This window comes from Pseudomonas sp. ASL4, from assembly GCF_056680395.1.
Window position 1 is genome coordinate 2191843 of sequence record NZ_CM155280.1, and the last position, 23073, is coordinate 2214915.

Below are 23073 nucleotides of genomic sequence, written 5' to 3' on the forward strand. Positions count from 1 at the left end.
TCTAGGGAACACTGGCAAGGCATTCTTGCGTTGAGGAACCATTTGATGCGCCCTTTTTTATTGCTCTTTGTACTGTTTCCGGTGTTGGAGCTGTTCGTATTCGTCAAGGTCAGCGGTGCGATCGGGTTTTTCCCGGCTCTGCTGCTGGTCATTCTCGGCTCGATGCTCGGCGTGTTCGTGCTGCGTATCGCCGGTCTGGCTACTGCACTGCGTGCCCGTGAAAGCCTGAACCGCGGCGAACTGCCGGCCCAGACCATGCTTGAAGGCTTGATGCTGGCCCTGGCTGGCGGCTTGTTGATCCTGCCGGGTTTCGTCACTGACGTACTGGGCCTGATCATGTTGCTGCCGCTGTCTCGCCGTTTGGTGGCGAACAAGATGCGTCAGCGCGCCGAAGAACAGGCGATCCGTCAGCGTGCATTCGCCGATGACCTGCAACCGCGGGGCGGTCCTGCTCCGCGTCAGCCGTTGGGCCGCGAGCCCAACGTGATCGAAGGCGAGTTCGAACACCGCGATCCCAAGTAAAGCGTTTGAGCCACACGGCACCTTCGGGTGCCGTGTTCATTTGCGGGCAACAACATGAAAAAATTTGCTGGCTCGCCCTTGTAATAAGCTTATGCGCCCTTATGTAACGGTCACCGCAAGGTTTCTGGCGATCAAGCCAGACAGACTTCCGCGGTTCGCTCGACGAACCGCACCCGGCATCGCCGGATTTGTTAAACCCGCCGGGAATACACCGGCCGATGAAAACCACAATTAGGAGAGATCGACAATGAAGCTTCGTCCTCTGCATGACCGCGTCGTTATCCGTCGCAGCGAAGAAGAAAAGAAAACCGCTGGCGGTATCGTCCTGCCAGGTTCGGCTGCTGAAAAAGCCAACAGCGGCGAGATCCTCGCTGTCGGTACCGGCCGTGTGCTGGAAAACGGTGAAGTGCGTGCACTGGCCGTAAAAGTGGGTGACAAGGTTGTGTTCGGCCCGTACTCCGGCAGCAACACTGTGAAAGTTGACGGCGAAGACCTGCTGGTAATGGCTGAGAACGAGATTCTCGCTGTTATCGAAGGCTGATTTCCCGTTCATTTTCCCGCTACTACAAAGTATTTAAGGAATATCGATCATGGCTGCTAAAGAAGTTAAATTCGGCGACTCCGCCCGCAAGAAAATGCTCGCCGGTGTAAACGTCCTGGCTGACGCAGTAAAAGCGACCCTGGGCCCTAAAGGCCGTAACGTGATCATCGAGAAGAGCTTCGGCGCTCCGACCATCACCAAGGACGGCGTTTCCGTAGCCAAAGAAATCGAACTGAAAGACCGTTTCGAAAACATGGGCGCGCAGCTGGTTAAAGACGTTGCTTCCCGTGCCAACGATGACGCAGGCGACGGCACCACCACCGCTACCGTTCTGGCTCAATCGATCGTCAACGAAGGCCTGAAAGCCGTCGCTGCCGGCATGAACCCGATGGACCTGAAACGCGGCATCGACAAAGCGACCATCGCTATTGTCAAAGAGCTGAAAGCCCTGTCCAAGCCTTGCGCTGACACCAAGGCAATCGCTCAGGTCGGCACCATCTCGGCCAACTCCGACAACTCCATCGGCGACATCATTGCCGAAGCCATGGAAAAAGTCGGTAAAGAAGGCGTGATCACCGTTGAAGAAGGCTCGGGCCTGGAAAACGAACTGTCAGTTGTTGAAGGCATGCAGTTCGACCGTGGCTACCTGTCCCCGTACTTCGTCAACAAGCCAGAGACCATGACCGCCGAGCTCGACGGTCCGCTGATCCTGCTGGTCGACAAAAAAATCTCCAACATCCGCGAAATGTTGCCAGTACTGGAAGCCGTTGCAAAAGCCGGCCGTCCACTGCTGATCGTGGCTGAAGACGTTGAAGGCGAAGCCTTGGCGACTCTGGTTGTGAACAACATGCGTGGCATCGTTAAAGTCGCAGCCGTCAAGGCTCCAGGCTTCGGCGACCGTCGCAAGGCCATGCTGCAGGACATCGCTGTCCTGACCGGCGGTACCGTTATCTCCGAAGAGATCGGTCTGAGCCTGGAAAGCACTACCCTGGAACACCTGGGTAATGCCAAGCGCGTGATCCTGTCCAAAGAAAACACCACCGTGATCGACGGCGCCGGCGTTGAAGCTGATATCCAGGCTCGCGTTCTGCAAATCCGTCAGCAAGTGGCTGACACTTCGTCCGACTACGACCGTGAAAAACTGCAAGAGCGTTTGGCCAAGCTGTCCGGCGGCGTTGCAGTGATCAAGGTTGGCGCTGGTTCCGAAGTTGAAATGAAAGAGAAGAAAGCCCGCGTTGAAGACGCCCTGCACGCTACTCGTGCAGCCGTTGAAGAAGGCGTGGTACCTGGCGGTGGCGTGGCACTGGTTCGCGCTCTGCAGGCTATCTCCGAACTGAAAGGCGACAACGCCGATCAAGACGTTGGTATCCAGTTGCTGCGTCGCGCTGTTGAAGCGCCACTGCGTCAGATCGTTGCCAACTCCGGCGACGAGCCAAGCGTAGTAGTCGACAAGGTCAAGCAGGGTTCGGGTAACTACGGTTACAACGCTGCTACCGGCGAATACGGCGACATGATCGAAATGGGCATCCTTGACCCGGCTAAAGTGACTCGTTCGGCTCTTCAGGCAGCGGCTTCCATCGCCAGCCTGATGATCACCACCGAAGCCATGATCGCTGAGATCAAAGATGAAGGCTCGGCTGGCGGCGGTATGCCAGACATGGGCGGTATGGGTGGCATGGGCGGCATGATGTAAGCCAGCCTTACCCCTATAAAAAAACCCCGCCTGCGAAAGCAGGCGGGGTTTTTTATTGCCCTCAATTTACGCTGATCTTGAAACTGCACTGGACCCTGTGGGAGCGGGCTTGCTCGCGAAAGCGGTGTGTCGGGCAACATTGATGTTGACTGACACTCCCTCTTCGCGAGCAAGCCCGCTCTCACATTTGGATCTGTGTTTCAGGCGCGGGCAGGTTTTGCCTTGTCAGCCCGATCAACCTTGCCCGCCGGTCGATACAACACGTAGTAATACGACCCCAGGCAAATCAGCCAACAGAACACCGCCGTCCACACGTTGTGGGAGAAGAAGTGCGCGCCCTGCATCATCCGGCCGATGGAAAACACCGAGCCGAGGGCAAAAGCGAAGACAAACGCGATGCGGGCCAGGCGCGGACGCCGGTCGCGCAACACGAAGAACAGTGCAAACAGCGTGAAACCGGTGGCCGCGTGACCGCCTGGCCAGCAACGGCCGGGTTTATCGGTGTGCGGGCGCGGGCTGAGCAGCTCGCTGTAGGTTTCATGACCGCCGAACTGTTCCAGGCTCCAGGGGCATTGCACCGACGTCACCACTTTGACCGGCGTGACAAAGGAAGTGGCCAGCGCGAGAGACAACACCAGGCAGCCCAATTCCCGTTTGAACGGTTTGAGTTTTTCAACAAAAAACGAGCAGATAAACGCGATCACGGCAAACACCGAGAACGCAATGACCACGTCCTTGGCCTTGTTGTGCAGGATGTTTTCGAGGAAGTAACTGTGCCGGCCAATGAAGTCACCGGCCACCGGGTCATAAAAGAGGTTGGCCAGGTTCATGTCCAGCGATGTCAGTTCGAGTAGCACCAGAATGATTGCGGCAATGACGGGAACCCCAAGGCACACCCAGAAGTTGAGTGGCCGGGAGACGGGGCGAGCAGCGGTTGATGACATGGTGGATCCTGAACATGAGAAAAAGCCCCGGGGCATCAGCCCGGGGCTATTCGATTAACGTTCGCTGACTTGGTGGTCGCCCTCCTTGGGCGCTTTCCAGCCAAGTAGCTGTTGCTTGAAGCCATAACTGGCGGTTTGGTAATAGGTGATGGCGCGAGTGATCAACGGGTCGCTGGCTTCGGCCTTCGATTCGCGGCTCTCGGTCAGCGCGTCGTCGTGACGGCGCAGCCCTTGGCGCGGACTCAGGATCGCCAGATCCTTGCCGTCGAACAACCCCAGGTGCTGATAGTTACCGACCACTACCCGCGGTGGCAGCGGGTTGTCCTGCAACAGGTTGCGGCCGAAGAACGTCGATTGGTAGTCCATGTTCAGCAAGCCCAGCAGGGTCGGCGCCAGATCGATCTGGCTGGCCAACTGCGCGGTTTCCCGGGCGTCGATCAGCTTCGGTGCGTAGATGAACAACGGAATCTGATAGTTGCTGATCGGCAAGTCTTCCTTGCCGGCGCTGCCTGCGGTGTGGTCGGCGACGAACACGAAAATCGTATTGTCGAACCACGGCTTTTTACGCGCCTGCTCAAGGAACTGGCCGATGGCGTAGTCGGTGTACTTCACCGCACCGTCGCGACCGTTGCCGGACTTGATGTCGATCCGGTTTTCCGGATAGGTGTAAGGACGATGGTTGGAGGTGGTCATCAGTTGCAGCAGAAACGGCTGCTGTTTGGCATAGTCGGCGTCGGCCAGTTTCAGGGTCTGGTTGTACAGGTCTTCGTCAGCCATGCCCCAGGCGTTCTTGAAGTGAATCTCTGATTCATCGACGCTGCTTTGATCGACAACTCGATAACCATTGCCGCTGAAGAACGCGTTCATATTGTCAAAGTAGCCGCGCCCGCCATAGACGAACACGCTGTCGTAACCCACTGCATTGAGCTGTTGGCCAAGGCTGGCGAAACCGCTTTCACGGCCCACGCGTTTGACGATCGAGCGGCCCGGCGTCGGCGGGATAGCCAGGGTGATGGCTTCCAGGCCGCGGTCGGTACGGGTGCCGGTGGCGTAGAAGTTGTTGAAGTACAGGCTCTGTTTACGCAAGGCATCCAGGTTTGGTGTCAGGTTGCGCTCGTCGCCATTGCTGCCCATGTACTTGGCGCTGAAGCTCTCGATGGTCACCAACACGATGTTGGGCTTGCGCGGGGTGCCCGGGTTGTCGATGTTGCGGCGGATGTCTTGCGGGTCCTGGCCGACGAACTGTGCGTTCGGCTCGCTCAGTTCGGCGCGAATCTGCTTGGCCACGACGTCGGGTGGCAGGCTTTTATAGAACTGTGGGTAATCCAGTTCGTTGTTCCGGAACGCGGCGAAGAACTGATACGGGCCATTGCTCGCCAGTTCGTTCTGATAGGCATTGCCACCCTGGGCACGCGGGGCGTCCTGGCTGAGCAGTTGCATACTCAGGCCTGCCACGATCAACAGGGCCAAGGCATTGAACAGGCGCCGGCGCAGCGGCGGCAGCGGCGCGTCCAGTGCGGCATTGAAAGCCTTGCGCAACACGAAACTCAGGACCAGGGCCAGCACGGCGAGCATGCTCAGCAGCGTACCAATCGGGTACGACTCCAGCAGGTTGTTCAAGACTTCGTCGGAATACACCAGGTAATCGACGGCGATGAAATTGAAGCGCACACCAAACTCGTCCCAGAACAACCATTCGGCGACGGAGGTGAACAGCATGGCAAACAGACTGACAGTCAGCAGCCCTTGCAGAAACCAGCGATGGCCACGGCGGCGCCACAAGGCGGGCGGGCAGAGCAGCAGGTAGAGGCCCATTGGCAAGGCCGCATAGGCAATGAAACCGAGGTCGTAAAGAAACCCGATACCGAAAACCGAGAGAAAACCGCTACCGGCCTCATCCAGGTGAGTGAGCAACAGAACCGTGCGGGTCAGAAAGAAAATAACCAGCCATGCGCCGGTGACGAGCAACAGAAAGCGCATTGGCGCCGTCTTGAAAAAATCCATTGTTTTTATTCCTTTAATATCAGCCGCGGGAGTCTAACCGACGTACTGTATTGAGGGTGTGAATCGATAGTGAAAAACTTGTAAAGCCCGCCCGCTAGTTGAGCCAATCGATCCCACTGATACCCGGCCCTAGCCCTGAGTCACTTCAGGCCTTAAGCTGCGCGGGCCATGACGGCTGTTACTGTGTACGGAGGAATGCCCCATGCGAATTCTATTGGTTGAAGACAACCGCGATATCCTGGCCAATCTGGCTGATTACCTGGGGCTCAAGGGCTACACCGTGGATTGCGCGCAGGACGGCTTGTCGGGGCTGCACCTGGCGGCCACCGAGCATTACGACTTGATCGTGCTCGACATCATGCTGCCCGGCATTGACGGCTACACCTTGTGCAAGCGTCTGCGAGAAGACGCCCGCCGCGACACGCCGGTGATCATGCTCACCGCCCGGGATCAACTGGATGACCGCCTGCAAGGCTTCAAGTCCGGTGCCGACGACTACCTTATCAAGCCGTTCGCTTTGTCCGAACTGGCCGCGCGCATCGAAGCGGTCATGCGTCGTACCCAGGGCGGTGGTCGCCGTTCGCTGCAGGTCGGCGACCTGAGCTACGACCTCGATACCCTGGAAGTGACCCGTGAAGGCCGCCTGCTGAAGCTCAACCCGGTCGGCCTCAAATTGCTCGCGGTGCTGATGCAGAAAAGCCCTCACGTATTGCGTCGCGAAATCCTCGAAGAAGCCCTGTGGGGCGATGATTGCCCAGACAGCGACAGCCTGCGCAGCCACGTTCACCAACTGCGCCAGGTGATCGACAAGCCTTTTGCCAAGCCACTGCTGCAAACCGTGCACGGTGTGGGGTATCGCTTGGCCGAGGGCCGAGATGGAGTTTAAGCAGAGCCTTGCTCAACGGATCATCATTGCCTTTGCGCTGATGAGTGCATTGGTGGCCGGGGCCTTCGCCATGGGCATCGTGGCGACCGTGCACCTGGTGGAAGAGAAGCTGATTTCGGCAGGGCTGGGTGGCGATTTGCAGCGCCTATTGCTGATGGACAGTGTCTCGGACTGGAGTCACCGCCCGGAGCCTGACCAACTGTTCTATTTCAGTGGTGGCAAAGGCGACTTCGAGTTACCCAAAGATCTGCGTCACCTGGACTCCGGTTTTCACGAAGTCTTTCGCGAACACCTGTCGTATCACGCGATGGTCGAGATCGTCGACGGTCGGCGTTACGTGCTGTTGCAGGACCAGAGTGATTTCGAAGAACGTGAGCGAGTGCTGTTTGCCGTGGTGCTGGTGGGCTTCGTGCTGAGCCTGGCGCTGGCGGTATTTCTCGGCTGGATCCTGGCGCGCAAAGTCATGGCGCCTGTGGTGCGGCTGGCCCGTCAGGTGCGCCACCGCGATCAGTTGCTGGGTTTGGCGCCACCACTGGCGCCGGACTACGCCGCCGATGAAGTGGGTGAACTGGCGGTGGCCTTCGACGCCACGTTGGGTCGCCTGCGCCAGGCCTTGACCCGTGAACGCTTGTTCACCAGTGACGTGAGCCATGAATTGCGCACGCCACTGATGGTACTGGCCAGTTCCTGTGAACTGCTACTGGAGAACCCCGGCATCGACCAGCGCGGGCGCGCCCAGGTCGAGCGAATCGCCCGGGCCTGTGAGGAAATGCGCGAACTGGTGCAGACCTTCCTGATGCTCGCTCGCGCCCAGCGTGAAGACGCCAGCATGTCGCCACAGCAAACCGTCAGTCAGGTCGCCGAAGGGCTGCTGGGTCTTTGGCGAGAACCGATCGAGTCCAAGGGCCTGATACTGAATTTCGAACCGGGCAATCCGCCTGGTACCGGCTACAACGCCACCCTGTTGCATGCGGTGATGGGTAACCTGTTGCGCAATGCGCTGCACTACACCGAGCGCGGGTTCATTCGTCTAACCCTCACGGCCCGCGGGTTTCGGGTCGAGGACAGTGGCGTCGGGATTCCGGAAGAGAAGCGCGAGGCAATGTTTGAGCCCTTCGTGCGGGGCAGCGAAAAACGCGGCGAAGGCCTGGGCCTGGGTCTGTCGCTGGTGCAGCGGATTTGTGAAAATCAGGGTTGGACCGTTAGCCTGACCACCATGGAGCCTAATGGTTGTCGCTTTGAGGTCGAGTTGAGTCAGCCCTGAGCATAACAGGCCCAACAATGCTGGCCCCGCGCTACCGTTTTACACCCTGTAAAACCCTGAAATACTTCGCCCTTTTACACAACGAAGTTTTCACAAAGTCATGACCTGAAGCTGACACGACGCTACCTAATGTGGTTGTCATCAGCAGCTCAGGAGACTTTGATAATGGCCGGCCCGATCAAACTGGATTTTTCCGAAAAGTACGACGATCAGCATGCGCAGAAATACTTGCGCAAGCATAAGGAAGGCCTCGGTCGCCGATTGTCCCACTGGCGTGACGAGCAATTGGCCCGCAAGGCGCTGACCCTGGCCGGTGAACCTGGGCTGGTCCTCGATTTACCGTCCGGTGCCGGGCGTTTCTGGCCGTTGCTGGCAGAAAAACACAACCGCGTGATCATCGGGGCTGACAACTCCGAATCAATGTTGAAAATTGCGACCCAGTCGCAACCAGCCGAAGTGGTAAAGCGGGTACAACCCTTGCACACTTCAGCCTTCGACATTGCCTTGCCCGATAACGCCGTAGACAGCATTTTCTGCATGCGTTTGCTCCATCACATCGGGGAAGCCGAGCATCGACTGGCCATTTTGCGCGAGTTCGAGCGTGTCACCCGTGACAGCGTGATCATTTCGCTGTGGGTAGACGGCAACTTCAAGGCCTGGAAACGCAAGCGCGCCGAGAAAGCGCGCGGGCAGGAAGGTTACCAAAACCGGTTTGTGCTACCGGCCGCCACGGTAGAAAAGGAATTCGAACAAGCGGGTTTCCGCATTCAGGAACAACTGGACTTTTTACCGCTCTATGCCATGTGGCGGGTTTACGTATTACGCAAGAGGTAACAGGATGGCAGTTCAATGTGCAGCAGAAACGGAAGTCGCTCCCCAGGACCGCTTCGACTATTTCTGGAATCAGCGCGGTGAGTGGGTAGAAGAACCCAACGTCCGTCGCGGTGGGGAAAGTGGTGTGCAGCGCGTCATGGGCAGTAGCGGACAGCTGCTGTATGTAAAGCGTCAGACCGGGCATATCTATCGCAGTTGGTTGCACCCCTTCGGTCGACCAACGGTATTGCGCGAGCGTGATGCGTTGATCGGTCTGTCTTCGCTGGGTGTGCGGGTACCGGAAATGGTGTTCTGCGGCGCCCAGCGTGACCCGGTGCACAAATGGCGTGCCTTGCTGGTCACCAAGTCCTTGGACGGCTTCGAGGAAATCGAACACTGGTACGCCGGTGGCGGTCGCGAGCGGCATGGCGAGGCGGTGCACGAGCGTGTCCTCAAGGAGCTGGCCGAGAACCTGGCCCGCATGCACAAGGGGCGCTGGCAGCACAGTTGCATCTACATCAAGCACGTATTTGTGCGGGTGACCGGCGAAGGTGACGCGGCGACCGTTGAAGTGGCCTTGATCGATCTTGAGAAGTGCCGGCAGCGCTTGACCGCCCAGCGCGCCGCCGCCCATGACCTGAAGCAATTGCGTCGCCACTCGTCGTTCAGTGATACAGACTGGAAGAATCTGGTCTACTTTTATGACAAGGCGTTTGGCAGCTCTATCAAAGGTTTATAGCGATGAAACTCGAAATTGCACGAGGTTTGTTCCTGGTTGGAGCCTTGGCAGTTGCTTCATTGGCGGTGGCGGCCTGGGAGCAGCCCCGCACGCAAGTCCTCAGCGCAATGAGCGAAGGCGCTCATTGCCCGTTGCCACGGGTTGTGAAAGCAGCCGTGGCATCCCAACCTGACCATGATTTGTTGCTGTTCATGTTCGGGATGTCCCAGGGATTGAGGCCGCAGAGTTGAATACACTAAAGCCCAAATAAAAGGCCTCGCAGATGCGAGGCCTTTTTTTTGACATCAAAAGATCGCCATCAGGTGAAGGTGGTTATCCCAGAGCCCCGCCGGCAGTTCCAGCGGTTGCGCGACCAGATCGGTCTGGCGACAATCGTAGAACCGGCAGCGGCCCTGACCCGACGTCACGACAAACCCATCGGCCACCGCACCGACCCCGGCGCAATCCGGCAGTGGCGCATCCAGGCGCACTTCGCCGCTGTCCAGGTCCCAGATAAAAAACCTGTTGCCCCGGGGCGCGGTCAGCGCGACCAGCCGCAACTCGCTGTGCACCGCGACGCTGGCGGTGTAATGCCCCATGGCCTGCAACTGATGCTCCGGCACCGGGAACGCCACGAACGGCTGGCCCGGACGCTTGATCGCCAACAGCTCCGACGACTCGTGGGACGGCCCCATGAATTGCTGGCCGGCGACGATGGTGCCGTCGCTGGCAATCCCCAAGTGGCGCACGCTGTTCATCTGTTGGGCGAGGGTTTCCTTGCTCAACAACCTACCATCGCGTTGCATCAGTACCAGGCTCGGTTCCATGGCGTTGAGGTTCATCTCGACCCGGCTTTCGGCCTCGGTACGAATCCCGCCGTTGGCCACCACCAGGGTTTCGCCGTCGGGCATCCACGACACCTGATGCGGGCCGACACCGTGGGTGGGGATTTCGCCGCTGTGGATAAGTCGCTCACCTTCGAACTTATACACACCCAGCAAACCGCGACCCGGATCGCGGGTGTCGTTCTCGGTGGCGTACAGCCACTCGCCATCCTTGTGAATCACCGCGTGCCCGTAGAAATGCCGGTTCGGCTGCGAGGTCACGGTTTGCAGCAGCGTGCCGTCGCGCAGGTCAACCAGATAACTCTCGGTGCCCGGACGACGAGCGACAAACAGCGCCACCGGCAGCGTCGGGTGATTGATGATGTCGTGGCAGCGCTGGCCGACCTGGGTGGCGAACACCCGGGTGCCGTCCAGCCGATAACCGACGGCGTAATGCTTGCCGTCGGTATCGTCCCGTGCCGACAGCAGCAGCGGGCTCTTGTCCTTTTGCTTGAACAGCGTCCAGCCGCCCAGTGTCACTGCTCCCAGCAGCAAACTACCTAAAGTCAGAGCCTGACGTCGCAGCATGGCACTCGCCCTCATCAGTCACCGTCGTTGGCGTTGAAGCCCAGTTGAATGCCCAGCGCCTTGGCCAGTTCGCCTTCGTGCAGGCGATGGACGACGTTGAGGCTGTCGTAGAGATCGTTGAGTTGTTGGCGACCGGCATCGTCGTTGAGCATTTCGGTCAGCGAGCGCTGGTTGCTGGCGAACAGTTTGAGCGAGGCGGCATAGGCAGCGTCGATCTTGTCGGCCAACGGTTTCTGCTCGCTCGGCAACAGGCCGCGCAGGCCTTTGTTGTCGACGCCTACCCAGACGGTTTTCGCCGCCGCGAGGCTGGCTTCCAGCCCTTGCAGCGACGACTGGCTGCGCCAGGCATCGGCCTGGAATGGCTGCGGAATGCCTTTGGTCTGACGACCCATCGGCGTGCCGAGTTTTTTCTTCAGGGTGTCCAGCGCCGTGACCTGCACGCGCAGCAGATCGGCGATCGCTTCGTGGGAGTCGGCGTAGCGCTGGTTCGGGAACTTGCTCATTTGCGCGAGCATGCCGTCGGTGGTGTTCCAGCGCGACAGGATCTCTTCGGCCAGTTGCTTCTGACGTTCGCCGATGGCGGTCAGCAGCGGGCAGTACTTGGCTTTCTGGGTGGCGTCGGCCATGTCGATTTTGCTGTCGAACAGGATGTATTCGTAGGCCGACAGGCCCTGGACCACCACGCTCGATTTAGCCAACGCAGCGGCATCGATCTGCGGCTGGGCGGTGACCAATTGCTCGACCTGACGGCCGACCAGGTTTTTCTTGTCCGGCCAGAATTGCACCTGCCACGAACGGTTGCCCTCGGCCAGCGGCCCGATCAACAACGGTTGCAGCTCGGCCCAGGCTTTTTGTGCATGCAGGAAATCGGCACGGGCGGTGTCGAGGTTTTCCTTGCCTTCGCAGAAGGCCAGGGCGCTGACGGCCAGTTGGCGGTCGGCTTCAACCCAGCGGCTGTAGGTCGGCAGGATCACTTGCTTGGCGATGGCCGCCGACGTAACCGCTTGCGGGTCCTGCGGCGAACAGGCGCCCAAGGCGAGCGCTGCAAGGCTGGTGAACAACAATTTGGGACGGAACATGTCGGGCTCCCGATTCTTTTATAAGGTGTTTAAAGAGAATTCAAAAACGCCAGCAACGCAGCGCGCTGCTCGGCATTGAAAGACAAAACCTGTTGCTGCGCCGCGCTCGCTTCGCCGCCATGCCAGAGCACTGCCTCGAGCAGGTTGCGGGCGCGGCCGTCATGCAAGAACTGGGTGTGGCCACTGACCGCTTGCGTCAGGCCAATGCCCCACAACGGCGGGGTGCGCCAGTCGCGGCCACTGGCCTTGAATTCGGTGCGGTGGTCGGCCAGGCCGTCGCCCATGTCATGCAGCAGCAGATCGCTGTAGGGGCGAATCACTTGATTGGCCAGTTCAGGCTCTGCGGCATTGGCGGCAGTGGTGTATTTCGGGGTGTGACAGGACTGGCAGCCGGCCTGGAAAAACAGATTTTTGCCGGCCAGCACTTGCGGCGCGCTGACATCGCGGCGGGCCGGGACGGCGAGGTTTCGGCTGTAGAACAGCACCAGTCGCAGAATGTTGTCGCTGACTTCCGGCTCGCTATCCGGGCCACCGCCGTTGGGCGCTTGCTTGCAGGCGGTTTGTGCGTCGGTGCAGTCATCGAACGGGCGCAGGCTGGTGGTCAGGCCCATATCACCCGAGAAGGCGTGAACATTTTGTTGATTGAGGTTCGGTTGCCCGGCCTTCCAGCCAAATCGGCCGAGGACGGTTTTGTGTAGGGCGTCATCCCACACCTGGTTCGGGCGCCCGGCGATGCCGTTGTTGTCTTTTGCCTGAGCGGCGGCGTTGGCCAGGATGGCTTCTTCGGGAATCGCTTCGAGCAAACCCAAGCCAATCATTGGCGGTGCCACGCGTGCCGAGAATCGGGTGTCGGGGTGCATCGGGCCGTAGCCCAGTTGCGTGATGTTCAGGCTCGGTTTGCGCAACTCGATTTCGGTGCCGTCCTTGAAGCGCACGGGTACGGGCGTGTAATCGACACGTACCTTGCCTTCCGGTGCGACGCCGGGCACGGACATGTCCTGGAGCTGGCCGCCGTAGACGGGCTCCGGGACCACGCCCAGTTGCTCGATGACCTTGGCGTAGGCCGGTGCATTGGGAATCGACAGGCGCACCAGCATCGACACTGCATTCGGCGAATCAGGTGTCGGCGGATGGCCGCGACCGTCCTTGATGTGGCAACCCTGGCAGGCATTGGTGTTGAACAACGGCCCGAGGCCATCCCGGGCGGTGGTGGTCGACGGAGCGATCACCCAGGGGCTGCGGAAAAAACTGTTGCCGACGCTGAAATCCACGCGCCGTGACGGCGGCAGATTGGCGGAGGGCAGGGAAAATGAATTCTGATCGGTCTTGCGCACCGTTGCACTCCCACCGGACCGGGCTTCACCGGGCTCGGCCTTGGTAAAACGCGGGGCGTCATCGCAGGCACTCAGGCCCAGGGCCATGAACAAGGTGCACAAGCGAAGAAACAACGACGGCATCAGACTTCCTGAAAGACGAGCAAAACGAGGGCGCAAAGTCTAACAGGGCAGGGGGGATTGAATAAGAGGAATTATCGTTTGGTTGATCTGAGGCAGGTTTTCACCGAAGACCGCAGTCACCTGTAGGAGCGAAGCTTGCTCGCGAAAGCGCTAGTCGTTTCAACACAAATATCGCTGACCTTTCCCAGGCCGGCCTATTCTCAATAAAGGGGGTGTGTGCTGGCGGGAGATCAATCGTGAATGGTTTTCTGGTGATTTTCTTTACCCAACAGAATCGTCGTCACCACGGCAAGATGCTGGGCGAGTGGGTGGTCGATCTGGCCAAGGAGCTGGGGTTGCGCGGTGCGACGCTGACCACCGGCATCGAAGGCTTTGGGCATACCGGTCGGTTGCACTCCTCGCATCTGTTCGAATTGGCTGATCAGCCCATGGAAATTCGCCTGGCGATTACCGAGGAGGAGTCGGTTCGCCTGTTCCTGCGCCTGGAAGCTGAAGACATTTCCCTGTTCTACATAAAGGCGCCGATCGAGTTCGGCACGGTGGGCCAAAAAGCCAGTCAGCCCTGAAATGAAAAAGGCGACCCGAAGGTCGCCTTTTATTCAGCCAACGTTGATCAGAACTCGTGATCAGCGTTGTCCGGGTTCAGGTCGCTGATGCCCAGTTTGCCAGCGGCTTGTTCGATCGAACCGGTCTGCTTGACCAGCGACGCTATGGCGTCACGTACGATCTGGTTGCCTGCGGTGTTGCCGGCAGCGATCAACTGGTCGTAGTGCTCACCCTTGTTGGCGTGATCGACCATGACCTGGATCTTGGCTTCGGTGGCAGCCAGGTCGGCTTTCAGTGCGTTGTCGGCAGCCGGGTCGGCCTTGGCCACCAGAGACGACAGGCTGGCGCCGGTCATTTTGGTGCCGTCGACGCGGGTGTATTCGCCCAGGTACACGTTACGAATGCCTTTGGCATCGTAGAAGTGCGAGTTGTGGGTGTTGTCGCTGAAGCAGTCCTGTTCGTCTTCCGGGGAGTTGGCTTCCAGGGAAACCTTCATGCGCTCGCCCGCCAGTTCGCCCAGGGACAGGCTACCCATGCCGAACAGCATTTTGCGCAGGCCGGTTTCGGCAGGTTCGGCTTCCAGGGTGGAGCGGTAGTTGTCGGCCACGTTCGGCTTCCAGTTACCGACCATTTCTTCCAGGTCGCTGACCAGCAGTTGGGTCACGGCTTTCAGGTAAGCGCGGCGACGATCGTTGTGACCGCCGGTTGCGCCGGCGCCTTCCAGGTAATCGGAAGCAGGACGGTTGCCAGCGCCAGGGCCGGTGCCGTTCAGGTCCTGGCCCCACAGCAGGAATTCAATGGCGTGGTAGCCGGTGGCAACGTTAGCTTCGGAACCGCCCAGCTCGTTCAGGCTGGCGAGTTTTTCCGGGGTGATGTCTTTGACGTCGACCTTGTCTTCGCCGACCTGAATTTCGGTGTTGGCGATGATGTTGGCGGTGGCGCCCGGGTTACCCAGTGCGTGTTCGTAGGACTTGTCGACGTAGTCGATCAGGCCTTCGTCCAGTGGCCAGGAGTTCACCTGACCTTCCCAGTCGTCGATGATGGTGTTGCCGAAGCGGAACACTTCGCTCTGCAGGTAAGGAACGCGAGCGGCGATCCAGGCAGTTCTGGCGGCTTTCAGGGTCTCGGCGTTCGGTTTGGCGAGGAAAGCGTCAACGGCGGTTTGCAGGGTTTTCGCAGTAGATTCGGCATCGCTGTAAACAGCGAAGACCATGTCGGCGTAATGCGCGACCACGGCTTTGGCGGCGGCTTCGTCGACTTTACCGGCAGCGGCTGGCGTAGTAGCTGGGGCAGCGGCGGTGCTGGCGGCCGGGGTCGGCGCTTGCGACGCGGCGGCCTTGTCTTTGCCTTCGCCGCAACCGGCGAGGGAAATAGCGATGGCCAACAGACTGGCGGTAGCCAGAGGCATACGAATCATGGCGAACATCCTGCTTCGATAGAGGGTGGAATGGCGCTGTGGGCGCGCAAAACTGCGACATGATGCAAATCTTTCGCATTATGTGTAAAGGGTAGCGCTTGGAAATATTTCTTATTCAGATGGCGGCGGTGCTGTAGATCAAAAGATCGCAGCCTTCGGCAGCTCCTACTGGGAATGCGATCCATGTAGGAGCTGCAGAAGGCTGCGATCTTTTGGCAATGACTAAGAATTCAAAGAATGACCGCGTTACTGCGCTGGGCCTGCTTTAAGTAAGCGCTCAACTCCCTTGCCGGCAGCGGTTTGCTGTAGTGGTAACCCTGACCTTCGTGGCAGCCTTCGGAAATGATGTAGGCCTCTTGCTCGGCGGTTTCCACGCCTTCGGCAATCACCTGCATGCCAAGGCTCTTGCCCAACTGGATGATCGCCCGAACGATGGTTGCATCGTCGTCGTCATCGAGCAGGTCCTGCACAAAGCTCTTGTCGATCTTGATCTTGTCCAGCGGCAGGCTTTTCAGATAGCTGAGTGACGAGTAGCCGGTGCCGAAGTCGTCGATGGCGATCAAGGCACCGGAGCGGCGCAGGCTCAGCAAATGCTGGGCGGCGGTGCTGATGTCTTCCATCAGGCCGGTTTCGGTGACTTCCAGTTCCAGGCTGCGCGGTGGCAGGCGGTACATCTGCAGCAGGTTATTGACCACCCGCGGCAACTCGGCGTGGTGCAGTTGCACGGTGGACAGGTTCACCGCCATGCGCAGGTCGACAAACCCCTGGTCGTGCCACTCGCGTAGTTGCTTGCAGGCTTGATCCAGCACCCATTCGCCGATGGCGATAATGGTGCCGTTCTGTTCGGCCAGCGGGATGAACAGGTCGGGCGGTACGAGCCCGTGCTCAGGGTGTTGCCAGCGAATCAACGCTTCGACGCCGACCACTCGGTGGTCGCGATAGCTGATCTGCGGCTGGTAGACGAGGTAGAACTGATCGCGGGCGAGGGCGTCGCGCAGGTCTTTTTCCAGTTCGCGGCGGCGGCGCATTTCGCTGTCGACGCTGGCGATATAGAACTGATAGCGGTTGCGCGAGCGAGTCTTGGCCAGGGTCATGGTCTGCTCGGCTTTTTGCAGCAGCTTCTCGGTACTGTCACCGTCCTCGGGGAACAGGGTGATGCCGATGGTGGCGCGCAGGCGGATTTCCTGATGGTCGAGGGCAAACGCCGCTTCCAGGTCATCGAGAATGCTTTGGGCCAGCTCGGCCGCTTCGTAGGGTTGTTCGATGTCGGCCTGGACCAGCGCAAACTGGTCGCCGCCCAGGCGGGCGAGGGCGCCGAGGCGACCGCTGTGGGCGCGCAAGCGATCGGCCAGGGCCAGCAGCAGTTGGTCGCCGGTCTGGTAGCTGAATTGTTCGTTGATGCCTTTGAAGTCGTCCAGTCCTACGACCAGTACGGCAACCCGACGCTGCAATTTGCCGGCGTCCACGAGGATTTTGTCCAGTTGCTGCTGCAATTGCTGGCGGTTCGGCAGACCGGTGAGGAAGTCGTACTGGGCCATGCGCAGCAGGCTGTTTTCCGCTTCATGGCGCAGATGGGTGTTGCGCTCAATGGACTCGAGCAACTGGTTGGCGGTGTTGATCCAGATGCCCAGTTCGTTTTTTTCGTGGCCCTTGAGCTGCGGGATCTTGTGTGCGCTGGGGCGGTCGGGGTTGATCTCGGTGAGGTGCTCGATGATTCGCGACAGCGGTTTGGTCAGCAGCCAGTGGTAAACCAGATACAGCACCAGGCCCATGGCGAGCGCGCGCAGCACCCCGGAAATAAAGATGATCACCGAGCTGACGATGAAACCCTGGCCATAGGTGGCGGTGTCGAGGGTGATGCTCAGGTCGCCGTAATACTCGCTGTAGGGGCCACGACCCACCAGTTGGGTGGTGAAGGTGCGTTCCTGGCCGAGGATCAGGTCGGTCAGCCAGCGGCTGTTGGAGTGCTGCAGTTCGCGGGATTTTTGCGCGAGCATGGCTTCGTTGGGATGGCCGATGGAGGCTTGGCGCACGGCGTCGTCCTGGAACAGGCCTTCGATTACCTGCATGCCCATCTCCCGGTCCAGGCTGTAGACGGCCTGGGTCGAGGGGTCGCGGAACATGTCGAGGATGCGTTGGGCGTCGCCGGCTACGGCCTGACGTGTTTTATAGGCATCGAAAACGATCTGCGCGCAGCTCAAGACTACGCCGACGATCAATGCCGACAGGAGCACGACCCGGAGCAACTTCACCGACAAGCTGTTCTTGAGTTCCAGCTTCAAAGGGTTATTCCTTGTTCCGTGCGGGTAGCATCAAGTTGCCATGAGTATTGGCAATCCCGTGGTGGCAGTCAAAGGGACAATTCAGCTCAGGGGATTTTGCCTGTAGCTTGGCTAATATGCTGTTGTTTTGAGTATTTGTCCTATTTGTACTGTGTCGGTAGTTTTGGGCTGCAACTTGAGGGGGATTGGGAGTATTTTTCCTTTGGGTTGATGTTAGTCGGCTGTGGCTCTGGGGCAAGGGGCTCTTGGCTTGTTTCATCGTAGGAAATTGCGATTTGACTGGGTTGGGCTTGGCGGCCTTTGGGCCGACCATGCTCTTGGTGGTTGGGTACATATCCGTTGCTGCGGTAACGGCTTCTTATGGTTCCGCTCTTACAGCGGGTCACTTTTGGCAAACGCCCCAAAAGTAACCAAAAGGTCTCGCCCCGGCGTCCGGCCCCTCGCTTAGGCTCGGCGTGCCTTCGTTCCGGTATTCATCTGGGGGCATCGCCTACGGTCGGCTTCGCTTCGACCTCCTCTCGATGTGTGCGGCTTCGCCGCACGGCGCTACGCGCCTGACCCCCAGATGAACACCTCCACTCAGCCTTCCGAAGGGGCGGGTAGAGCAAGATCAAGATCAAGAGCAGGCGAGCTAACGCTCGGCCTAATGAGTGGTGAAGAGCGGGTGGTGTACGCAGCTCCTGCTTTTGATTTTGCTTTTGTAGGAGCGAGGCTTGCCCGCGAAGGCGGCCTGACAGTCGACCTGTTTCTTCCTGTCACACATCAATTCATTGTGGGAGTGAGCCTGCTCGCGATGGCGTTGGCGCATTCAATTTCAATCTGGCTGACTTGCCGCTATCGCGAGCAGGCTCACTCCTACTGGGGTTTTTACTGTGTAGGACGTCGGTAGAACTTTCCCACGAGGTTTTCAGGTTGCCTGTCGGAAGCGGGCTCAATAACCTTTTGGCTGTCGCTGAACATCAGCGACCGGGTGTGAGATCCCCGGCTAGCAATTGGAAACCAGCGCAAGGCCCCCCATAATTGCCGCCAGCTTCGGGCTGTCAGTAATTGTTTTATGGCGGCTGTGTGCGGGCGGACTTAGGTCCGGCCGGGTTCCTTTTGCCGGTGATCTCACCCTGCACATAGCTGCCACCTCTTCTTCGAGTGAGATCGGGAGTGGATGGCTCCAACTCAAAAGGAAATGTAATTGGATAAGTTAATCCCCGATCCGCCCATCAACCCCCATCCCCCGAATCCCATGTTCATGATTTCCCCGAACATGGACATCGAATCGCTCCTGGCAAATGCCTGTGAGTCATTGGCCTCCGCGAGTGTCCTGGCCAGTGATTTCGCCACCGGCCTGACAGGTCCCCAACGCAATACGGCGCTGGCTATCGCGCAGATCGTGATGTTGGCGGAGTTGGCCGTGAATCGGGCGTTGGATATTGTCGATCCGCAGCAATAGGCATTCAGTCAGGTTGACCGCGTCATCGTTCTTCGCGAGCAAGCCCGCTCCCACAGGGGAACGCATTCCAATGTGGGAGCGGGCTTGCTCGCGAAGGCGGCCTACCAGGCAATACATATCCAACACCCATAAAAAAACCCGACCTAAGCCGGGTTTTTTGACTGGTATCGATCTTAAGCGGTGAAGGTTTTGCCTTCGAACTGCTCAGCCACGAATTTCCAGTTGACCAGGTTCCAGAACGCTTCGACATACTTCGGACGAACGTTGCGGTAGTCGATGTAGTAAGCGTGTTCCCAGACGTCGCAGGTCAGCAGCGGGGTGTCGCCGCTGGTCAGCGGGTTGCCGGCGCCGATGGTGCTGGCCAGGGCCAGGGAACCGTCAGCCTTTTTCACCAGCCAGCCCCAGCCGGAACCGAAGGTGCCGATGGAGGTTTTGCTGAATTCTTCTTTGAACTTGTCGAACGAACCGAAGGCTGCGTTGATGGCATCAGCCAGTGCGCCGGTAGGTTGACCGCCGGCGTTTGGCGCCAGGCAGTTCCAGTAGAAGGTGTGGTTCCAGACCTGAGCGGCGTTGTTGAAGATACCGCCCGAAGAAGATTTAACGATTTCTTCCAGAGTCTTGCCTTCGAACTCGGTGCCTGGCACCAGGTTGTTCAGGTTCACGACGTAGGTGTTGTGGTGCTTGTCGTGGTGGTATTCCAGAGTTTCCTTGGAAATGTGCGGCTGCAGGGCATCGTGTGCGTAAGGCAGCGGCGGCAATTCGAAAGCCATGATGATTCTCCTAATCAGGTCAGTTGCGGTGAGCGCAAGGCCGATCACGGGCGGCCAGACAAGCGCCGGGGAGTTTGTACTCTTTGCGGCGCATCGAACCGGATCATAGCACCGGGGGTGCGGCATAACCACGCAACAACTGTGTGGGATAGAGGTTCCAAAGCCTTTTAGAATATTCAGGCCGAGGTGATTAGTTGAATCGCTACGGTAAACATCATGACGGCCACCAGCAGGTCGAGAATCCTCCAGGTGCTGGGCCGGGCCAGCCACGGTGCCAGCCATGCAGCGCCCAGCGCCAAAGTGAAAAACCACAGCAACGACGCACTCGCCGCCCCCACGACATAAGCGCCGGGCACCGATTGTTGTGCGCCGAGAGAGCCGATCAGCAACACGGTATCGAGATAAACGTGCGGGTTGAGCAGCGTCACCGCCAGCGCACTGAGCATCACCGCCCGCAGTGAGCGTACGGTCTGGTTTTCGCCTTGTTGCAGGCTTTGTTTCGAGCAGGCCCGGCGCAATGCCTGGCTGCCGTACCAAATCAGAAACACCGCACCGCCCCAACGGGCAACCGCCAGCAGCGTCGGGTTTTGCGCCAGCACCGTCGCCAGGCCGAAGACCCCGGCGGCGACCAATAATGCATCGCAGGCCACGCAGAGTGCGGCAACCGGCAGGTGATGTTCGCGGCGCAGACTTTGGGCCAGCACAAACGCATTCTGGGTGCCGATCGCCATGATCAGCCCCGCAGCGACCAACAGGCCGTTTACATAGCTTTGCCACATAAGGTTTTACTCCGCGTTGGCTGCCAGATCCCGCAGCACGTGCATGGCACGATCGGCATCGGCCTGGCCGACGAATAAATGATCGTGGTAGTAGCCGGCGATTACGTTGCAACTGATGCCGGCCTTGCCCAGCGCTGTGGCAAAAGCGGCGGTCAGGCCGACGGCTTCCAGGGCCGAATGCACGTTCAAGGTGATCCACGCAGCGACGTAGTCGAAGCTGAAACCGGCCTTTTCGGCGTGGGAACGTTCCAGAATCACTGTCAGGCCTTCCTGCTCGCGAAAGCTGCCGACGATTTCCAGGCCTGCCGGCAGCGTGCCGTCGCGCAGGGTGCAGAACACGTATTCGCCGACGTTGAGGTGCGGGCTCATGCTGCGTAGCAGGGTTGCCAATGAAGTTTCGCCAGCCATGTCGGTATTCCTTGTTCAAAAGTTCTTGCTGGCCATTCTCCGGCGCTACGCTGTATAAGAAAAACCAATAGTGCTGATCGCTCATTAGGAAAACTGATGTTCGACTATAAATTGCTTTCTGCCTTGGCCGCCGTGGTCGAGCAGGCCGGATTCGAACGTGCCGCGCAGGTGCTGGGTTTGTCGCAATCGGCGATCTCCCAGCGGATCAAACTGCTGGAAGCGCGGGTCGGCCAACCGGTGTTGGTGCGTGTCACACCGCCAGCGCCCACCGAAATCGGTCGGCGCTTGCTCAACCATGTGCAGCAGGTGCGCTTGCTTGAGCGGGATTTGCAGACGCTGGTGCCGGCGCTGGACGAAGAAGGTCTGCCGGAACGCCTGCGCATCGCCCTCAACGCTGATAGCCTCGCTACGTGGTGGGCCGACGCCGTCGGGGATTTTTGCGCCGAGCAACATTTGCTGTTGGATCTGGTGGTGGAAGACCAGACCGTGGGTCTCAAACGCATGCGCGCCGGCGAAGTGGCGGCCTGTGTTTGCGCCAGCGAACGCCCGGTGGCCGGGGCGCGGAGCGTGCTGTTGGGCGCCATGCGTTACCGGGCGTTGGCCAGCCCGGCATTCGTTGCCCGGCATTTCCCCGACGGTGTGCGTGCCGAGTTGTTGCCGCGCACGCCGGCGCTGGTGTTTGGCCCGGACGATTTCCTACAGCATCGCTACCTCGCGTCCTTAGGCGTGGACGGCGGTTTCGAACACCATTTATGCCCATCGTCCGAAGGCTTTATCCGCCTTACGGAGGCGGGGCTCGGTTGGGGCCTGGTGCCGGAATTGCAGGTGCGCGAGCAACTCGAACGCGGTGTTTTAGTGGAACTATTGCCAGATAAGCCGATTGATGTGCCGTTGTACTGGCATCATTGGCGCAATGGCGGTCAGTTACTGGGTTTACTGACTGACCAATTGGTAAGTTCGTCGAAGCAATGGCTGGTGCCGTTGGACTGACGGGCAGCGTCAAGACTCACGCATTACGCAAAACGATAGACATCGGAGCTTTACATGAAAATTCTGGTCACCGGCGCAAGCGGCTTCATTGGCGGACGCTTTGCGCGTTTCGCCCTGGAGCAGGGCCTGGACGTGCGGGTCAACGGTCGCCGGGCCGAGGGCGTCGAGCACCTGGTGCGCCGTGGCGCCGAGTTCATCCAGGGAGACTTGAGCGACCCGGAACTGGTGCGTGACCTGTGCTCGGACGTTGAAGCCGTGGTCCATTGCGCTGGCGCCGTTGGTTTGTGGGGCCGTTATCAGGACTTTCACCAGGGCAATGTCCAGGTCACTGAAAATGTGGTCGAGGCTTGCCTGAAGCAACGGGTCCGGCGGCTGGTGCATTTGTCGTCGCCGTCGATCTACTTCGATGGCCGCGATCATCTGGGCCTGACCGAAGAGCAGGTGCCTAAACGCTTCAAGCATCACTATGCCGCGACCAAGTTCCTCGCCGAGCAAAAGGTCTTTGGCGCCCAGGAGTTCGGTCTAGAAACCATCGCCCTGCGCCCGCGTTTCGTCACGGGGGCTGGTGACATGAGCATCTTCCCACGCCTGCTGAAAATGCAGCGCAAGGGGCGTCTGGCGATTGTCGGCAACGGCTTGAACAAAGTTGATTTCACCAGCATGCAAAACCTCAACGAAGCGTTGCTCAGCAGTTTGCTGGCCAGCGGTTCGGCGTTGGGCAAGGCCTACAACATCAGCAACGGTACGCCGGTGCCGTTGTGGGATGTGGTGAATTACGTGATGCGAAAAATGGACGTCCCACAGGTCACTCGCTACCGTTCCTACGGCTTGGCCTACAGCGTAGCGGCGCTCAATGAGGGCGTGTGCAAGCTCTGGCCTGGGCGTCCCGAGCCGACCCTGTCGCGTCTGGGCATGCAGGTTATGAACAAAAATTTCACGTTGGACATCAGCCGTGCCCGGCATTATCTGGACTACGATCCGAAGGTCAGTCTCTGGGCGGCCCTCGATGAATTTTGCGGCTGGTGGAAGGCCCAGGACATTCGCTGACTGAACCGAGTTCCGGGTTCAGGGTCAATCGGTGCGGCAGTGGGGGTTATACTTCGC

The 23073-nt window shown here is 59.2% G+C and carries 22 protein-coding genes; 12 read left to right on the forward strand and 10 right to left on the reverse strand.

Annotated features, from left to right (window positions below; all coding sequences use genetic code 11):
- Positions 1-45: 45 nt before the first annotated feature.
- The 3 genes from AC1MEW_RS09920 to groL all read left to right on the forward strand — a co-directional run bounded on the left by AC1MEW_RS09920 (position 46) and on the right by groL (position 2756).
- Entirely contained in the window at positions 46-522 is a 477-nt protein-coding gene (locus AC1MEW_RS09920) for an FxsA family protein (RefSeq protein WP_201206300.1), read from the forward strand.
- Between the two features lie 247 nt (positions 523-769).
- Entirely contained in the window at positions 770-1063 is a 294-nt protein-coding gene (locus AC1MEW_RS09925) for a co-chaperone GroES (protein ID WP_054045166.1), read from the forward strand.
- 49 nt (positions 1064-1112) lie between these two features.
- A complete protein-coding gene (gene groL / locus AC1MEW_RS09930) occupies positions 1113-2756 on the forward strand; it encodes a chaperonin GroEL (RefSeq protein ID WP_201194211.1) in 1644 nt (547 codons plus the stop codon).
- 200 nt (positions 2757-2956) lie between these two features.
- Here groL and AC1MEW_RS09935 read toward each other — a convergent pair whose 3' ends face one another.
- Both AC1MEW_RS09935 and AC1MEW_RS09940 read right to left on the reverse strand, forming a co-directional pair.
- Positions 2957-3700: a phosphatase PAP2 family protein gene (locus AC1MEW_RS09935; RefSeq protein ID WP_201256709.1), complete on the reverse strand. Its 744-nt coding sequence runs from the start codon at positions 3698-3700 to the stop codon at positions 2957-2959.
- Between the two features lie 54 nt (positions 3701-3754).
- The gene (locus tag AC1MEW_RS09940) at positions 3755-5704 is read right to left on the reverse strand and encodes an LTA synthase family protein (RefSeq protein WP_201206296.1); all 1950 of its coding nucleotides are present in this window, start codon (positions 5702-5704) and stop codon (positions 3755-3757) included.
- Positions 5705-5906: 202 nt separating this feature from the next.
- On the opposite strand from AC1MEW_RS09940, the gene colR reads away from it, so the two are divergent.
- From colR to AC1MEW_RS09965, 5 genes are all read left to right on the forward strand, one after another.
- Positions 5907-6590: a two-component system response regulator ColR gene (gene colR, locus AC1MEW_RS09945; protein ID WP_090180812.1), complete on the forward strand. Its 684-nt coding sequence runs from the start codon at positions 5907-5909 to the stop codon at positions 6588-6590.
- Positions 6580-7854 (forward strand): sensor histidine kinase, encoded by a 1275-nt coding sequence (locus AC1MEW_RS09950; RefSeq protein ID WP_201206295.1) that lies wholly within the window; start codon positions 6580-6582, stop codon positions 7852-7854. Before colR ends, AC1MEW_RS09950 begins: the two co-directional genes overlap by 11 nt.
- A gap of 165 nt (positions 7855-8019) precedes the next feature.
- Complete coding sequence (locus AC1MEW_RS09955; protein WP_201206292.1) at positions 8020-8688, forward strand: class I SAM-dependent methyltransferase; 669 nt, start codon at positions 8020-8022, stop codon at positions 8686-8688.
- Positions 8689-8692: 4 nt separating this feature from the next.
- Complete coding sequence (locus tag AC1MEW_RS09960; protein ID WP_201206290.1) at positions 8693-9406, forward strand: lipopolysaccharide kinase InaA family protein; 714 nt, start codon at positions 8693-8695, stop codon at positions 9404-9406.
- A 2-nt stretch (positions 9407-9408) separates the two neighbouring features.
- On the forward strand, positions 9409-9636 hold the full coding sequence (locus tag AC1MEW_RS09965) for a hypothetical protein (protein ID WP_201206288.1): 228 nt from the start codon (positions 9409-9411) through the stop codon (positions 9634-9636).
- 54 nt (positions 9637-9690) lie between these two features.
- Here AC1MEW_RS09965 and AC1MEW_RS09970 read toward each other — a convergent pair whose 3' ends face one another.
- From AC1MEW_RS09970 to AC1MEW_RS09980, 3 genes are read right to left on the reverse strand one after another with little or no spacing between them, the layout of a single operon-like run.
- The gene (locus AC1MEW_RS09970) at positions 9691-10797 is read right to left on the reverse strand and encodes a DUF1513 domain-containing protein (protein ID WP_201206287.1); all 1107 of its coding nucleotides are present in this window, start codon (positions 10795-10797) and stop codon (positions 9691-9693) included.
- Positions 10798-10811: 14 nt separating this feature from the next.
- Positions 10812-11876 (reverse strand): imelysin family protein, encoded by a 1065-nt coding sequence (locus tag AC1MEW_RS09975; RefSeq protein WP_201206285.1) that lies wholly within the window; start codon positions 11874-11876, stop codon positions 10812-10814.
- A gap of 29 nt (positions 11877-11905) precedes the next feature.
- The gene (locus tag AC1MEW_RS09980; RefSeq protein WP_201206283.1) at positions 11906-13333 is read right to left on the reverse strand and encodes a di-heme oxidoreductase family protein; all 1428 of its coding nucleotides are present in this window, start codon (positions 13331-13333) and stop codon (positions 11906-11908) included.
- Positions 13334-13569: 236 nt separating this feature from the next.
- Between AC1MEW_RS09980 and AC1MEW_RS09985 the strand changes: the two genes are divergently transcribed.
- The gene (locus AC1MEW_RS09985; protein ID WP_201256710.1) at positions 13570-13899 is read left to right on the forward strand and encodes a DUF190 domain-containing protein; all 330 of its coding nucleotides are present in this window, start codon (positions 13570-13572) and stop codon (positions 13897-13899) included.
- Between the two features lie 47 nt (positions 13900-13946).
- On the opposite strand, the gene AC1MEW_RS09990 is transcribed toward AC1MEW_RS09985, so the two are convergent.
- The gene (locus tag AC1MEW_RS09990) at positions 13947-15296 is read right to left on the reverse strand and encodes an imelysin family protein (protein ID WP_201256711.1); all 1350 of its coding nucleotides are present in this window, start codon (positions 15294-15296) and stop codon (positions 13947-13949) included.
- 230 nt (positions 15297-15526) lie between these two features.
- Positions 15527-17578, reverse strand: a complete 2052-nt coding sequence (locus AC1MEW_RS09995; RefSeq protein ID WP_201206279.1) for a putative bifunctional diguanylate cyclase/phosphodiesterase — start codon at positions 17576-17578, stop codon at positions 15527-15529.
- A gap of 1186 nt (positions 17579-18764) precedes the next feature.
- Here AC1MEW_RS09995 and AC1MEW_RS10000 point away from each other — a divergent pair.
- Positions 18765-19022 (forward strand): DUF6124 family protein, encoded by a 258-nt coding sequence (locus AC1MEW_RS10000; RefSeq protein WP_480426177.1) that lies wholly within the window; start codon positions 18765-18767, stop codon positions 19020-19022.
- Between the two features lie 173 nt (positions 19023-19195).
- Here the strand turns inward: AC1MEW_RS10000 and AC1MEW_RS10005 are convergent, their stop codons facing one another.
- The 3 genes from AC1MEW_RS10005 to AC1MEW_RS10015 all read right to left on the reverse strand — a co-directional run bounded on the left by AC1MEW_RS10005 (position 19196) and on the right by AC1MEW_RS10015 (position 20979).
- The gene (locus AC1MEW_RS10005; RefSeq protein ID WP_201194184.1) at positions 19196-19792 is read right to left on the reverse strand and encodes a superoxide dismutase; all 597 of its coding nucleotides are present in this window, start codon (positions 19790-19792) and stop codon (positions 19196-19198) included.
- A gap of 176 nt (positions 19793-19968) precedes the next feature.
- On the reverse strand, positions 19969-20571 hold the full coding sequence (locus AC1MEW_RS10010) for a LysE/ArgO family amino acid transporter (RefSeq protein ID WP_201206278.1): 603 nt from the start codon (positions 20569-20571) through the stop codon (positions 19969-19971).
- A gap of 6 nt (positions 20572-20577) precedes the next feature.
- Complete coding sequence (locus AC1MEW_RS10015; RefSeq protein WP_480426178.1) at positions 20578-20979, reverse strand: ACT domain-containing protein; 402 nt, start codon at positions 20977-20979, stop codon at positions 20578-20580.
- A 96-nt stretch (positions 20980-21075) separates the two neighbouring features.
- On the opposite strand from AC1MEW_RS10015, the gene AC1MEW_RS10020 reads away from it, so the two are divergent.
- Positions 21076-21969, forward strand: coding sequence for a LysR family transcriptional regulator ArgP (locus AC1MEW_RS10020; protein ID WP_201206274.1), 894 nt, complete (start codon positions 21076-21078; stop codon positions 21967-21969).
- A 54-nt stretch (positions 21970-22023) separates the two neighbouring features.
- Positions 22024-23016 carry an NAD-dependent epimerase/dehydratase family protein gene (locus AC1MEW_RS10025; protein WP_201194176.1) on the forward strand — a complete coding sequence of 331 codons (993 nt, stop codon included), beginning with the start codon at positions 22024-22026 and terminating at the stop codon, positions 23014-23016.
- Positions 23017-23073: the final 57 nt, after the last annotated feature.

Coding starts and splice junctions, on each gene's coding strand:
- AC1MEW_RS09975 (WP_201206285.1), bottom strand. CDS start 11,876: ATGTTCCGTCCCAAATTGTTGTTCACCAGCCTTGCAGCGCTCGCCTTG.
- AC1MEW_RS09965 (WP_201206288.1), top strand. CDS start 9,409: ATGAAACTCGAAATTGCACGAGGTTTGTTCCTGGTTGGAGCCTTGGCA.
- AC1MEW_RS09980 (WP_201206283.1), bottom strand. CDS start 13,333: ATGCCGTCGTTGTTTCTTCGCTTGTGCACCTTGTTCATGGCCCTGGGC.
- AC1MEW_RS10020 (WP_201206274.1), top strand. CDS start 21,076: ATGTTCGACTATAAATTGCTTTCTGCCTTGGCCGCCGTGGTCGAGCAG.
- AC1MEW_RS09940 (WP_201206296.1), bottom strand. CDS start 5,704: ATGGATTTTTTCAAGACGGCGCCAATGCGCTTTCTGTTGCTCGTCACC.
- AC1MEW_RS10025 (WP_201194176.1), top strand. CDS start 22,024: ATGAAAATTCTGGTCACCGGCGCAAGCGGCTTCATTGGCGGACGCTTT.
- AC1MEW_RS09955 (WP_201206292.1), top strand. CDS start 8,020: ATGGCCGGCCCGATCAAACTGGATTTTTCCGAAAAGTACGACGATCAG.
- AC1MEW_RS09960 (WP_201206290.1), top strand. CDS start 8,693: ATGGCAGTTCAATGTGCAGCAGAAACGGAAGTCGCTCCCCAGGACCGC.
- AC1MEW_RS09925 (WP_054045166.1), top strand. CDS start 770: ATGAAGCTTCGTCCTCTGCATGACCGCGTCGTTATCCGTCGCAGCGAA.
- AC1MEW_RS10010 (WP_201206278.1), bottom strand. CDS start 20,571: ATGTGGCAAAGCTATGTAAACGGCCTGTTGGTCGCTGCGGGGCTGATC.
- groL (WP_201194211.1), top strand. CDS start 1,113: ATGGCTGCTAAAGAAGTTAAATTCGGCGACTCCGCCCGCAAGAAAATG.
- AC1MEW_RS09990 (WP_201256711.1), bottom strand. CDS start 15,296: ATGATTCGTATGCCTCTGGCTACCGCCAGTCTGTTGGCCATCGCTATT.
- AC1MEW_RS09920 (WP_201206300.1), top strand. CDS start 46: ATGCGCCCTTTTTTATTGCTCTTTGTACTGTTTCCGGTGTTGGAGCTG.
- AC1MEW_RS09950 (WP_201206295.1), top strand. CDS start 6,580: ATGGAGTTTAAGCAGAGCCTTGCTCAACGGATCATCATTGCCTTTGCG.
- AC1MEW_RS10015 (WP_480426178.1), bottom strand. CDS start 20,979: ATGGCTGGCGAAACTTCATTGGCAACCCTGCTACGCAGCATGAGCCCG.
- colR (WP_090180812.1), top strand. CDS start 5,907: ATGCGAATTCTATTGGTTGAAGACAACCGCGATATCCTGGCCAATCTG.
- AC1MEW_RS10005 (WP_201194184.1), bottom strand. CDS start 19,792: ATGGCTTTCGAATTGCCGCCGCTGCCTTACGCACACGATGCCCTGCAG.
- AC1MEW_RS09935 (WP_201256709.1), bottom strand. CDS start 3,700: ATGTCATCAACCGCTGCTCGCCCCGTCTCCCGGCCACTCAACTTCTGG.
- AC1MEW_RS09970 (WP_201206287.1), bottom strand. CDS start 10,797: ATGCTGCGACGTCAGGCTCTGACTTTAGGTAGTTTGCTGCTGGGAGCA.